This is a genomic window from Oceanobacillus sp. MO10714A (genome assembly GCF_037072045.1).
Taxonomy (GTDB): domain Bacteria; phylum Bacillota; class Bacilli; order Bacillales; family Amphibacillaceae; genus Oceanobacillus; species Oceanobacillus indicireducens.
Genome location: NZ_JAXHDC010000009.1, coordinates 43,417 through 56,870 on the forward strand (window position 1 = coordinate 43,417; position 13,454 = coordinate 56,870).

General features: G+C 37.1%; 10 protein-coding genes. 7 read left to right on the forward strand and 3 right to left on the reverse strand.

From position 1 onward, the window contains the following. Positions 1 to 29 precede the first annotated feature (29 nt). Complete coding sequence (locus SPD53_RS07990; RefSeq protein WP_336252198.1) at positions 30 to 1,196, forward strand: lactate 2-monooxygenase; 1,167 nt, start codon at positions 30 to 32, stop codon at positions 1,194 to 1,196. A gap of 275 nt (positions 1,197 to 1,471) precedes the next feature. On the opposite strand, the gene SPD53_RS07995 is transcribed toward SPD53_RS07990, so the two are convergent. Then, positions 1,472 to 3,766, reverse strand: a complete 2,295-nt coding sequence (locus SPD53_RS07995) for a glycerophosphodiester phosphodiesterase family protein (protein WP_336252199.1) — start codon at positions 3,764 to 3,766, stop codon at positions 1,472 to 1,474. A gap of 457 nt (positions 3,767 to 4,223) precedes the next feature. Between SPD53_RS07995 and SPD53_RS08000 the strand changes: the two genes are divergently transcribed. The 4 genes from SPD53_RS08000 to SPD53_RS08015 are packed head-to-tail and all read left to right on the forward strand — an operon-like array spanning position 4,224 to position 8,961. Then, the gene (locus tag SPD53_RS08000) at positions 4,224 to 5,261 is read left to right on the forward strand and encodes an ABC transporter substrate-binding protein (RefSeq protein WP_156857153.1); all 1,038 of its coding nucleotides are present in this window, start codon (positions 4,224 to 4,226) and stop codon (positions 5,259 to 5,261) included. Between the two features lie 14 nt (positions 5,262 to 5,275). Further along, positions 5,276 to 6,397 (forward strand): ABC transporter ATP-binding protein, encoded by a 1,122-nt coding sequence (locus SPD53_RS08005; protein ID WP_336252200.1) that lies wholly within the window; start codon positions 5,276 to 5,278, stop codon positions 6,395 to 6,397. Continuing rightward, positions 6,394 to 8,103, forward strand: coding sequence for an ABC transporter permease (locus tag SPD53_RS08010; RefSeq protein WP_156857155.1), 1,710 nt, complete (start codon positions 6,394 to 6,396; stop codon positions 8,101 to 8,103). The genes SPD53_RS08005 and SPD53_RS08010 overlap by 4 nt, the downstream gene beginning before the upstream one ends. 39 nt (positions 8,104 to 8,142) lie before the next feature. Further along, the gene (locus tag SPD53_RS08015; protein WP_336252201.1) at positions 8,143 to 8,961 is read left to right on the forward strand and encodes an HAD-IIA family hydrolase; all 819 of its coding nucleotides are present in this window, start codon (positions 8,143 to 8,145) and stop codon (positions 8,959 to 8,961) included. Here SPD53_RS08015 and SPD53_RS08020 read toward each other — a convergent pair. Continuing rightward, the gene (locus SPD53_RS08020) at positions 8,918 to 9,484 is read right to left on the reverse strand and encodes a glycerol-3-phosphate responsive antiterminator (protein WP_336252202.1); all 567 of its coding nucleotides are present in this window, start codon (positions 9,482 to 9,484) and stop codon (positions 8,918 to 8,920) included. The two genes, SPD53_RS08015 and SPD53_RS08020, sit on opposite strands and share 44 nt — an antisense overlap. Before the next feature lie 211 nt (positions 9,485 to 9,695). Here SPD53_RS08020 and SPD53_RS08025 point away from each other — a divergent pair, with 211 nt between their 5' ends. Beyond that, positions 9,696 to 9,944 carry a hypothetical protein gene (locus tag SPD53_RS08025; RefSeq protein WP_336252203.1) on the forward strand — a complete coding sequence of 83 codons (249 nt, stop codon included), beginning with the start codon at positions 9,696 to 9,698 and terminating at the stop codon, positions 9,942 to 9,944. A gap of 241 nt (positions 9,945 to 10,185) precedes the next feature. On the opposite strand, the gene SPD53_RS08030 is transcribed toward SPD53_RS08025, so the two are convergent. Continuing rightward, a complete protein-coding gene (locus SPD53_RS08030; RefSeq protein WP_336252204.1) occupies positions 10,186 to 11,433 on the reverse strand; it encodes a DNA cytosine methyltransferase in 1,248 nt (415 codons plus the stop codon). A gap of 179 nt (positions 11,434 to 11,612) precedes the next feature. On the opposite strand from SPD53_RS08030, the gene SPD53_RS08035 reads away from it, so the two are divergent. Beyond that, on the forward strand, positions 11,613 to 13,277 hold the full coding sequence (locus tag SPD53_RS08035; protein ID WP_336252205.1) for a hypothetical protein: 1,665 nt from the start codon (positions 11,613 to 11,615) through the stop codon (positions 13,275 to 13,277). The last annotated feature ends 177 nt before the right edge of the window (positions 13,278 to 13,454 follow it).

Sequence of the window (13,454 nt, forward strand, 5' to 3'; positions counted from 1 at the left end):
TAAAGTAAGAAATCGAGGAGGTATATTTCATGGAGAACATCGGAAACAAGATTCAATTTGATATTTATTCAACGATGCACAGTCCTGATCCCGAAAGACTTCCAGTGATTCTAGAAGATTGGGAAAAACTTGCCCGTGAAAAATTAGAAGATGGCCCATATTATTATATCGCGGGTGGAGCAGGTGGAGAACATACAATGCGAGAAAATTTGAAAGCGTTTACTGGCGTGAAAATTGTTCCGCGAATGCTCCGGGATGTTGATAAGCGGGACTTGTCGATAAATTTATTCGGTGATATTTTCCCGTCTCCTGTTCTGCATGCACCCATTGGTGTGCAATCGATTATTCATAAAGATGGAGAAATTGGTTCGGCATTAGCTTGCGCGGAATTGGGCGTACCTTATATAGCTAGTTCTGCATCGACTGTTCCCATGGAAAAAATTGCGGAGGCAATGAGCGATGCACCACGTTGGTTCCAGCTTTATTGGAGCAGAGATCCGGATATTACTGCAAGCTTTTTAAAACGGGCAGAAGCGTCCGGCTATTCAGCAATTGTTGTTACGTTAGATACGCCAATGATGGCTTGGCGGGAGTATGATTTGAAGAATGTTTATCTACCGTTTCTTGCTGGTGAAGGAGTAGGGAATTATTTTACCGATCCAGCATTTCAAGCAAAACTTGAAAAAAATCCTCAAGAAGACCCACAAGCCGCGATTATGCATTGGACGAAAGTTTTCGGTAACACATCTTTATCGTGGAAGGATATTGCTTTTTTACGAGAGCATACGAACCTTCCGATCATTTTAAAAGGAATCCTCCATCCGGATGATGCGAAACTTGCTATGGAGCAGGGAGTCGATGGTATTATTGTATCTAATCATGGGGGACGCCAGGTAGATGGCGCAATCGGAGCATTAGATGCTCTTCCAGAGATTGTGAATGTAGTCGAAGGAAATATCCCTGTACTCATGGATAGTGGAATTCGCCGAGGTTCGGATATTATAAAAGCAATAGCCCTAGGAGCGGAGGCGGTACTAATTGGTCGTCCCCTTATGTATGGCCTTGCATTTGCCGGTCAGCGGGGAGTTAAGGAAGTATTGCAGCATATGCTCGCCGATTTGGATATTACAATGGGACTTGCCGGACAAAGTTCTGTAAGTCGGCTGGATGAGTCGATTTTAAGAAAAAGTGAGTAGGGGGATTTTTTAGATACGATTTTTTTCGCATATACTTACTATTTTGCAAAGCATGACTCAAATGACAATATTGATTTCTTGCTTGTTGTAAAAGAAAAATAGCTATATATTTAGATATGATATGCTCCCCCGTATCGTATATTAGACTGAGAAATAATATAAGTCTCTTCTTCTATAGGGGGAGCATATGAGTGTTGTTCTTTTATTATACAGTTTAGATTAAATCCTCAAGCGGTGGAATAATGTCATTTTCATGGTTCGTTATTTCGTTTGTCTTACTTACTGACATTTACTTCAATTGGTTTGGAAACCAAATTCCAGTCTTCATCCAACATATTAAATGTATGCACAGCGAAGACTTCAGCTCTTCCAGGTGCTAGTGCTGTTATAGTATTGCCTGTCACATCTACATATCTATCATTATCGTGGCTATAAAGAGTAGTTTCCAGATTTTCTGAACGATCCATTCGATAGTTTACAAATGTTTTTGCTTGAATGGTTGCGGATTTACCAACTTTTAAATTCCGTTTTTTTATTGGCGTTTCAATAAATGTCGGTCCGTCGCTCAACCATTGTGTATAGTCAGTGATTGGGCCTATTAAGCCTTTTTTCAATAAATCCTTAAAAGGTTCCTGACTGCGGAAAGTCCAGTGCATATTGATTAATCCCCGTTGTCTCATATATGTTATAGATTCTTCAGAAAGGCTGCCATAACTTGCATTCAAGCGGGCACCAATACTTGTCGCATAGTTCAACATTCGTTCAGCATCTTGTATTCGTTGTTCCGGCGAATCGGGAACTGATGCAGAGTAAAGATAACCTACACTGATTTGCGGCGCGATTTCCCGAAATTTTTTCACACTTTCCATGTCAAAGCTTTGCAGGACGACATTTTCTTCCATGCCAACCTCGATGATTTCCTGAAGTACTTGTTCTTCTATTCCAATTCCTTTCAATTCCACAAGAAGCAGCACATCTTTGCCCTTGAAGCCTTCTAAAAATTCGCGGAAAGTAGGCACTTTTTCACCTGCGAATTCTTCATCGAAATGACTGCCGGCATCAAGCCCGCGAATTTCTTCCAGTGTCAATTCACTTACTGCACCTGTACCATTTGTTGTTCGGTCGACTGTAGTATCGTGCATTATCACAAGATGACCGTCTTTTGTACGTTGGACGTCTGTTTCAATTAAATCAGCACCCAATTCATATGATAAGTGGTAACCAGCCATTGTATTTTCAGGTGCCAGGGATGGAACGCCTCGGTGTGCAACTACTATTGGACGTTGAACAATCGTTCTTTCAGGGTAATTTTCGAAAACTGCTGTAGTTTCTGCAGGATTACTGGAAATTATTCCATCGACACCAGCATGAATTAAATCATAAGCATTTTCTCCAATGCCCCACACAGAAATTGCCCGGGTATGGAAGTAGTGTGTATTGTCAATGGAAATATGTTGCTCCGGAAGAACTACTGTAAAGGAACGACTCATATTTGCATCTTCCACTAATTTCTTCAAGTCATGTTTATTCAAATGATTTTTCTCATAGAGAATGGCTCCCCGAGCGATTGGATAAGCAGATTTAATATTTTCCAATATGTCTACATTGGCTGATAATATATGCACATCATTGATTGACGTGGATTGTAAAGCATCAATGACACCTTCAACCGCATTCGGATCATCCACTTGAATGACTGGGATAACTTTTTCTTTTGAAACGGCTAGAATATCTGTTAAAGTGGAGCCCCCGACCGTAACATGTCCATCATCATTTAATTCTGCTGGAAATAATACAGATGATACTCCTTCAAGTTCATCAAATTGATTAGGAATCTCACTTGATATTACAGTTGGTGCGTTGACGATATTTGTTTCAGGTTCCTCTGGTAGAAAGGCATTTGATTCTTCCAGTGGCGGGAGTTCCTGGGTGCTTGTTGTAACTTTAACATTGTCAAAAGCAACCGTGGCACCGGAAACTTGAAATCCTAGATCTCCTTCTAAATAGGTACCGACAAGATCTGAATCGATCACCAATTGATCATTGATATATTGTTGTACACGATCATGCTTTGCAATCACCTTTAACCGATATGTCTCATTATATTGGAAATCCTCTGGATAAAAGTTTGTCGCTTGTACATCCCACGTATTGGAAGGAGTACGTAAAGCCAACTCTATACCATTTAGTGCAGCTGTGCCTTTTCTAACAGCAAATTGGTAGTATGGATAGTTTTCATCTTGAATTCTATACATCAGAGAAGCCCAGCGGCCATCATCCACTGCTGATTTAAAAGAGACATCAGCCTCAAAGATATAATCACCCAGATCCTCCCCAACTGAAAATATAACGCGTGAAGGTTGAGATGTACTTGGTGACGTCAGCTCAAGCGCCCCATCTACAACGGATGCATTACCCTCAATTACTTTAAAACCATCTGGTAATCCTTCTTTTTCGAAGTCTTCTTCCAGCAGGATTTCCTCACTTGCTGCGGTACTTTGGGAATTCAGAAAACAAACACATAGAAAGGTGACGGTGAATGTTAATAGAAATGATAAGAATTTCTTCATTTTAAATCCTCCTTGTATATTTGTTTCTGTCTCTTCTAAGAGGTCTATGTTCTTGGGTTAATCCCTCCTTTACAAAAAAAATAGAGAAGACACCGAAGAGCCCCCATAAAAGGGTGACTCATGGTATCTTCTCTAAGACTCTACCTAAGTAATTATGAAATTACCATCAGTATAGCTGTGAAATAAATCCCTTGTCTATGGGGTTAATGGTTCATTTTGGAAAAATATCTAGGGAATAGGTAACAGATAACTAAATATTTCATTTTAACGCAATATTTTAATGGTTATGTATTTACAAATATGTAAGCGTTCGCTATAATGTTGATTAATCGAATATCTCTCGGAGATTGGAAGAGAAGAGAATGAAATAATACTTCTGCCACAGGAGTATGTTTTTTCAATCTCTTCTTTATTCATTTCCGAAAGTTTTTCGTAAATAGCAAAAGGGGGATGTAACATGAAGAAATTTCTATTGACTTTATTATTTTTAGTTTTATTTGTTGGGGCGCTTACAGCATGTGCAGGTGAAGAGTCTGAGTCCGAAGATGGGGAAGGATCTTCAAGTGATCCAATAACATTGTATTCACCGGAGACACCAGATTTAACTAATGAACTTGCTGCAAAGTATGAAGAATTATACGGACAGAAGGTTAATGTTCACTATGCGGGAACAAACGTTTTAGTGAATCAAATGATGGCGGAAAAAGGTAATCCCCAGGCGGATGTATGGTATGGGGGAGGGGGAATCCTTCCTTTTGAATCTGCAGTCGAAAAAGAAATCATAACACAGTATATACCGGAAAGTGCAGAGGATTGGGAGGTAGTCGAAAATGGAATTAAGATGAAACATGAAGACGACTATTATGTCGGAACAGAATTATTTGTTCTAGGATTTTCTTATAATACTGACTTTGTGACGGAAGAAGAAGCTCCAAAGACATGGGAGGATTTATTAGATCCAAAATGGGAAGGGAAAATTCAGTTTCCCAATCCAGCAGCATCGGGAACGGCTACTTTAATGGTACTTAGTTATATGATGCAACATGGAGAGGAAGAAGGTTGGGAGTATTTTCAGCAGCTAGCTTCCCATTCCAATTCTATTCCTGACTCTGGCTCAGCTCCAACAAAAGCTGTAGCTATGGGGGAAGCCCATGTTGCAATTGGTTTTGACTTTATGGCGTATGAACATCAAGCAAAAGGAGAAACAGTAGATTTTGTTGTGCCGGATAAAACTCCTATTTTAGTAAATCCAGCCACTCTAGTTAAAGATGGGCCAAACCCAGAGGGTGGTAAGAAATTCATAGATTTCATGTTAGAGGAAGAAGCACAGCAAATTTTAGCGAATTGGTATCATATCCCTATCAACCCAGAAGTAGAGTCTGAGACACCATTAAATATTGACTCCATAAAGGATAATGCGGTGGACTTGGATATTGATTGGGTTAATGAACATTATGACCGAATTCGTAACGAGTGGACCAATAAAATAAACTAAAGGATGTTGATAAAATGGGGTCAGTTGTAATTGAGCAACTTAGAAAGGATTTTTCCGGATTAACTGTACTTCAAGATATAAACCTGGACATTAAAGAGGGCGAGTTTTTTGCCCTCCTCGGTCCGTCCGGCTGTGGGAAAACAACGACAATGAGATGTATAGCAGGTTTTGAAACACCAACTAGTGGCATCATTAAAATTGGAGATAAAAATGTGGCGAATTTAGCACCAAACGAACGAAATTGTGGAATGGTTTTCCAGAGCTACGCACTTTTTCCCCATATGAATGTATTCGATAATGTCGCTTATAGTTTAAATATTAAGGAATTGAAAAAGAGCAAATTCTTTAAAAAAGCTGGAGTTTATACACGAATGCTTAATAGTAAAATTGTAAAATATCCCCAACATATCGAGAGAAAGGTAATGGACATATTAGAGTACGTTGAATTAACAGAACATGCAAAAAAGCTTACCAGTGAATTATCTGGAGGGCAACAACAGCGTGTGGCGTTGGCAAGAGCGCTAGTAATGGAGCCTGAAGTACTTTTAATGGATGAGCCTTTGTCCAATTTGGATTTAAAGCTACGTCATACAATGCGAAATACAATTCGGCGTATCCAACAGGATTTAAAAATAACTACAATTTTTGTAACTCATGACCAGGAAGAAGCAATGAGCATGGCAGACCGGATAGCTGTAATGAAGGATGGAAAGATATTACAGGTAGGAACGCCTACCGATTTATACAGCAATCCCAACACGCCATTCATTGCAGATTTTGTGGGTACGTCTAATATCTTATCTGGTAAAGTTGTTGGAAGTGAAAAGGGGGAGACAATTGTGCAAATCGGTAATCAACAAATTAAGTCATCCACCCAAACGGATAAGAAAGATGTACAGGTAATCATTCGACCGGAAAATATTAATGTGTTAAATGGTGCTCCGGATGACTTTGGTAATTCCTTTGAGGGGACCATCCATTTGGCAACCTATCTTGGCTCAATTGTTCGCTACGATGTAAGAGTCGGTGAACATCAATTATTAATAGATACGACATATGAATCAGGTGACAGCATTAAGAAAAATGGTTCAACTATCCGTTTAGGTGTATCACCTGAAAGGGTGTTACTAATATGAACAAATTCAAACAAAACTTTATGGGATTGGGTTTAATTAAATTATTAATATACGGATTCTTTCTTTTGTTTTTAATCATCCCTTTATTATCCGTTTTTTTAGTCGCTTTTACAGATGAACCTATTAATGTGTTTGGCTCGCTCGTTAGCTGGGAGCAAATGCAAATTACAATTGACCAGTTAAAGAACGCTACATTAGATAATTTTAAAGCTATGTTTACTTATGGAAGTTATTTTAGAGGATTAATTAATAGTTTAAAGCTTTCTTTAATAGTTTCTTTATGGGTACTTATTATTTGTATTCCAATAGCGTATGGAATTGCACGCACAAAGATGCCGTTTAAAAGGACGATTAGCGCATTATGCACCGTGCCTCTAGTTATCCCGACATTTATTTCTGCCTATGCGTTCATTATTATGTTTGGACGTTCAGGATGGGTTACTTATATTTATGAAAAATTGGGTGGAGAAGGAATGTTGATTGATCCGTATTCGATGACTGGGATAGCGATTGTGCAAATTTTCTTTTTCTTCCCGTATGCACTTTGGCCAATGGTCGCGGCTTTTAAGATTAGTGATATATCCTTGGAAGAAGCCTCCCGTAATATGGGTTCTAGGGGTTGGTTAACATTTATAACAGTCACATTTCCACTGGCTTTGCCCGGTATGCTTTCTACTTTATTAGTAATATTTGCTGTCAGTTTTTCAGATTTTGGAACACCAATTATTTTGGCTCCAAATGATTTGAATCTTATCGTGGTGGATGCTTATCGGGAAATCGCTGGGTTCTTTAATTGGGGCGGGGCTGCTATTCTAACTGTAATTATGATCGCGGTTGCTGGGGTTGTCTATTGGTTGCAAAACTATCTTCTTAAGGATAAAAATTATGACGTACTTTCTGGCAAACCGAAGCAAGTGAAACTTAATAAAAATAAAGCTTTAACAATTCCGCTTACTATATTCTCAGGCATAGTTGTATTGATTCCAATTCTTGCTATGCTTACAGTTTTCTTGCAGTCCATAGCGACAACCTGGGGAAGGGATCCATTACCTAATGGATATACATTTGATCATTATCGCACCATATTTACTTCTTCTTTGGGGAATATCCAAAATAGTTTAGTCCTAGCGGGTGGAGCACTTATTCTAAGTGCAGTTATCGCTACATTTGTATCGTACTTTGTCGTCCGTCAGCGTTCGACAACCTTAGATTTTATGACAACTATTCCGTTGATTGTACCGGGAATTGCTTTTGGTATCGCCTTAATTCAAACCTTTAATACTGCACCTTTACAGTTGACTGGAACCGCTTTAATTTTAATCATTGCCTATAGTATCCGTAGATTACCATATATGGTTCGTTCTACAGTAGGAACGATGAGAGCTATAAAACAAGATATTGAAGAGGCTGCTGTCAGCCTGGGGGCTTCTACATTAACGGCAGCTACAACAGTCGTCGGTCCATTAATGCTTCCTGGTATTGCTGCTGGTTCTATTTTAGTATTTGTAACAGTTATAAAGGAAACCAGTGTTTCCATTTTAATGGCTCCTGCTGAATGGGCACCCATGAGTCTGGCGATTTTTCAAAATGTATTGAGAGCCGAATACTACTCAGCGGCAGCGATGTCAGTTATTTTGGTTATTATAGTTCTTGTACTGCAAGCTATCGCAAATAAGTTATCTGGAGGAAATAAGTCACACGAATAAAAAGGGAGCATTTTAGATAAATTTAAAGGGAGGATTAAGGTGAAAAGGGGATTTATCTTTGATTTGGATGGAACTGTTTATATTGATGATCAATTAATTGAGGGTGCACGAGAGGCTATCCAAGAATTACAAGAACGTGGCGATACAATAGTATTTTTAACAAATAAATCAATTGAAACAATTGCAAGCTATGTGAAAAAACTAAGGAAACTAGGAATAGATATAAATCAAGAAAATGTAGTTAACTCAAACTATCTTACAGCTCGTTATTTAAAATCTAAATTACTTCCAAACGAGAAGGTGATGGTCATTGGGGAACAACCATTATATGACGAAATAACGAATATGGGGATAAAAATTTCAGGAAATGAGAATGAAGTTCGTTACGTTGTAATAGGATGGGACAGGAAGTTTACCTATGACAAATTGAATCAAGCTTTTCAAGCCTGGAAAAATGGAGCGATCGTAGTTGCTACAAATCCGGATCGAACTTGCCCTATTGAAGGAGGACAAATACCGGATTGTGGTGCGATGATAGGAGCCCTAGAAGGGGCAACCGGTGAAAAAGTAGAACTCATTCTCGGAAAACCCTCCCAGTTAGCGGCCAAATTCATTGTTGAGGATATACTTAGGCTCCCGCATCGTAGTTGTTACATGGTTGGAGATCGATTAGAGACGGATATTCGAATGGGAAATGACTATGGTTTAAATTCAGTTCTTGTTCTAACAGGCATAACAGAAAAAGCAATGCTAGAGCACGCAGAAGATCAACCAGACTTTATAATTAATAGTATTAAAGATTTACCAGAGTTAACTAAAGACTCAAATTCCAAAGCTTTGAATCACCTGCGGACATAGCCAAAGCGCCCGCTTGCAATCCATCTGTAATTTGATTTTTATTACTTACTAGCCCTCCTGCTATGATTGGTAGGTGGGTTAGTTTAGTCAAATTGTCAATGATGTCGGGCATGATTCCAGGAAGGACCTCAATTGCATCAGGTTTACTTGAGTGAGCAATTTCAATACCTTTTTTCATCGCATTTCCATCGATTAGGAATATACGCTGTATAGCCATAAGTCCTTCCTCCTTCGCAAATTTAATTAGATTACTTTTCGTAGTAATAATTCCTTTCGGTTGCCAGATATTTGCAATATATTCAATTGCACTTCTCGTGTTTGCTAATCCATCAATAAAATCTATATGAACAAATATTATCTTATTATATTTTTTTAAATGATTTATGTATTTTTTCGTCGTAATAAGATTTCCAGTTAATAAAAAAACAATATTAGCCTTAGAATTGGCAGCAAATTCTAACTGTTGTTTACTTTTTACAGAAGCAATTACTTGAGATTCAACTAAATCAACGATACCATTCACGAATATTCCTCCTAGTCATAAGATTTTATATTATTATACCATAGTGATTATACGGTGGGTTGTTTAGAAGAAAATGCTTCGTAATTAATTTTTGATAACACTTTGTTTTTAAGATACAGGGAAATGCGTGGTAATTAATTATATTTAATAGTTTTGGCTTAGATCTAAATAATTATTATGAACTTCAAAATGTTTGAAAGGTAGTTACCCATTGAATAGACAAATATTCAAGCGTTTACAGACCGGCTATATTGAGAAAAATATAATCGTTATCTGTAAAAATGGACCGATTGCCGTGCAATCAACAAAAGAAGCTGTTATCCGTTTGTTAAGTTTACCGATGGAGCTTGGTTTTCATGAAGAATGGAAATATGCGAGTAAAGCACTCGGAAGTGAAGATATTAAAGAAGGGTTGAAGGCTTTTGTTGAAAAGAGGGAACCGGTATATAAAGGGCAATAAAAATCTTATAATAAAATATAGACAAACTTCTATTATTTAATATTGCGGGTCAATCAGATACTTTAGTTGACCTGTTTTTTGTGTAATAAAAGAATGATAATCTAGGATCCTCGCGATTTTGAGCTTACTTTAAAACATTGTTGATATGCTATAAGAGGATGTTAATACATCCACTATATCCTACTAATTAAAACCTCTCCCATATCTTAATTTATAGGAGAGGTTTTTGTTAAGCTAAAAACTAAAATAAAACCAATTGTTTTATAGATTCCATATTCTCCTTCGACCATTTTGCAATCGGCATTGCAATTTCTTTTGCTAGATTTACTGGTACTGCATTTCCAATTTGTTTATATTGCTTGTTTAAACGATTATTTTTACTAGATTCCAGATTTCCTCCATCCGAAAATATAAACCAATCTGGAAACGTTTGGATGCGAGAAATTTCACTTACTGAGAGACGTCGATGCAATGAGGGATCATCTGGCAGTATCCAGTGATCCTTATCCACTTTTACCATTTCTGGTCCACTTGGGTGTAATGGGGCTTGCCTTCCAGAAGCTTGAATGGTAAAACTTTGTTCATCCCATTTCTTTTTTCTGTTTCGGGATAGATAGATTGGAGAAAAACCACCTTTATACCAATCTCCCGGATTATTTTCCAAATCACCTATTGCATTTTTTAAAGTAATGAATGGTTCCAGATCCTTTCCATGTCCATGTGTAGGTTCTGGGAACTTATAATTAAATTCTATATCATTTCGAATTCCAATGATAAATACTCTTTCTCTATGTTGGGGAACTCCATAGTCCCGGGCGTTTACAAGTTTAAATTTTACATTGTATCCAGCCGATGTAAAATCTTGCATAATCTGATTCATTACCTCTCCCTTGCCAAGTGTAAGCATTCCTTTGACATTCTCTGCAATAAAAGCAAATGGTTTTGCTTGTAATAAGCAACGGATAAAATGGATGTATAAAAAGTTTCTTTCATCATCTATTAATCGTGGTCCTGCTTCACTGAATCCTGGGCATGGAAAGCCACCAAGAACTAAATCCGCTGATGGAAACTCTTTTATTTTCCGAATATCCATTTCATGTTGAAATGTTGGTGGAAAGTTCAATTGATACGTTTCATTAGCTTCTTTAAATAGATCATTTGTATATATGGTGTGAAAAATACTTTCATTTCTAACAGCTCTGTAGTTCTCTCTGTCATGGAAGGCTTTTTGGGCTTTTTCCCTACCAATTACAGCTGCCAGACCTGCTAATTCAACGCCGAGATCCAAACCACCAGCTCCTGAGAAAAGACTGAGTACATTAATTTTATCATCTTTATATTGAACGATGGGTTTTGTCTCTTCGTATGCTAGTTTTTGTATTGTTTTTTGTTCTTCTTCTATTTTATTTAGTAACAGTTCCTTTACTATTTTTGGGTCATAGTCTCTTAATGGACGATGTTTTGCCCGTCCTCTTTCATTTATCTTCATGCTCATACCTCCCAAAGTATTTTTATTTTACCACTAAATGCAGCATAAGGCCAGTTTTAAGCTTTAGACAAAAATTCCCGTAATAGAAATAAATACGCTATAATTAGGTTGAGGTGTTTAATATGATAAATCCACGAAAACTTGGCGACAAGCATGTACACGAGGTTCATCAGGCACTTATGCTAGCAATTAATAAGAATCCACTAATTACAACATATCCCAAAACAGTAAGGGATACAGTGGAGTACATAATAAAATTATATCCAAATATCGTTTCTGCTCAATCTAAGTTTCAAGCGAAAAATACAAATTTAGCAAAAGACCTTACATTGCTCCTTGAGGATGGTAGCATCATCAATGTAAATTTGTTTTTGGTAAAAAGGAAAGCGAAAATACAGACTAAGAATTTAGGAGCAAAGAGTTTTTTTGCGAAATATTTTTTATCTGATTCTCTCCAAGAAAAATTTAATGAAGCATTTGAAAAGCATTACTTAGATTTTTTAAAAAACATAGTAAAATTAACGAAAAGAAAGATTTCTAATTCAGACGTAAAATCGTTGAAAAGAATCATCTCTGACCAATACCCTAAATTCAAGCCTGAAATCGAGGAGTACAGAAAGAAATTTTTATATAACATACGCGAAGAAGCTTTTACATTGTTGAAGGATTCCTATAATGATAGGAACAAAGGGTTTAATCATGCTTATCATAGCTTATTTATGACGGACGATACAACAATCATTACCCGTTATGGAAAATACGAAAGTTCTATATCTGTTGAGAGATTCAGTCCAAGTAGTCCATATTTTACAGCAATTGATATTTATAAGTCGGGGAAAAATTCAGTTGGTATTAAATATGGTGAAATAGCTTTAACATTAAGGTTTAAATTTGAAAGTGCTCCAACATCTTCTGTGAAGCTTGCTGTCAGTTATGAAACGTTTCCTAGTGAAGCAGAAAATGAAGCATCGAATAAACGGACGATAAGGAACATGACACATTTAATAGAAAATCACAACTATGAAGGTGGAAGAAATCAAAGTAATGCGATTGGCAAATGTCATGAAGCCTTAACATACTATTACTTTTTAAAATATTTTCCCGACGTTCTTCAAGTTGAGCATAATGAATGCGTTGAACAGCTGCACAAATATTATCACATTGTAAAGCCGGAAGTGCTCTCGGATCTCTTTCAATCAACTTCTACTATTATTCCTGCTATTAAAGACAAATTATATGAGAAATACTTGGATTATGAGATAGAAAGTATTGAATTAGTGCCTGAAAGCTATATAGATGATCGGTTGGATACTGGAGATCTTAAGTTGACCTTAAGGGTCAATAAATCCTATGAAATTGAAAGTATTTCTCTTAAAGCCACTGCTAAGAAGGGGAATAAATTGACGACAAAGAATCCTGGGATTGGCACTATTTTAGGACCTGCATATTTTGATATCGGTGATTTAAAGCCTGTAGTAGGATTGGTCAAACAAAGATTTGAAAGCGGGGAACTAAGTCATCGAGAGAGTTTAAAAGAGCTTGCTCAAGAATTAGGAACTCAATTAGAATATGCGTCTCAGGAGAACTTAAAACAAGGAATTGAAAGCTTGCTAGGTAAAGCAATGATGGCAATTACATACTATAAGGATTATGAAAGTATTTGTAAAGAGCATTCGCGCATCGATACTACAATACAAGTTCATACCCTAGTCCCTTCAGCTATTCAAAATACATTAACTTGGAATGAAGATGAAGAATCTATTAATCTTCGGGTAAAATTCAGTAGAGGACAACAACATGGATGGTCCTCTATTAAACTAACATCCGAGTATCAGGTAAGGTGAGGCTAGAAGGTAAAAGCACCTACATGTAATAGCGGGTCAATCAGATACTTTAGTTGACCTGTTTTTTGTGTAATAAAAGAATGATATAAGACCTGCTAATAAGTTATATTATAATTTAGTAATATTATTAATCCCAACAGAGGGTCCGCCTAACTGTTGGGATATTTTTCAAATACA

Excerpts from the sequence above, each read along its gene's own strand:
- SPD53_RS07990 (WP_336252198.1), top strand. The coding sequence starts at position 30 with ATGGAGAACATCGGAAACAAGATTCAATTTGATATTTATTCAACGATG.
- SPD53_RS07995 (WP_336252199.1), bottom strand. The coding sequence starts at position 3,766 with ATGAAGAAATTCTTATCATTTCTATTAACATTCACCGTCACCTTTCTA.
- SPD53_RS08000 (WP_156857153.1), top strand. The coding sequence starts at position 4,224 with ATGAAGAAATTTCTATTGACTTTATTATTTTTAGTTTTATTTGTTGGG.
- SPD53_RS08005 (WP_336252200.1), top strand. The coding sequence starts at position 5,276 with ATGGGGTCAGTTGTAATTGAGCAACTTAGAAAGGATTTTTCCGGATTA.
- SPD53_RS08010 (WP_156857155.1), top strand. The coding sequence starts at position 6,394 with ATGAACAAATTCAAACAAAACTTTATGGGATTGGGTTTAATTAAATTA.
- SPD53_RS08030 (WP_336252204.1), bottom strand. The coding sequence starts at position 11,433 with ATGAAGATAAATGAAAGAGGACGGGCAAAACATCGTCCATTAAGAGAC.
- SPD53_RS08035 (WP_336252205.1), top strand. The coding sequence starts at position 11,613 with ATGCTAGCAATTAATAAGAATCCACTAATTACAACATATCCCAAAACA.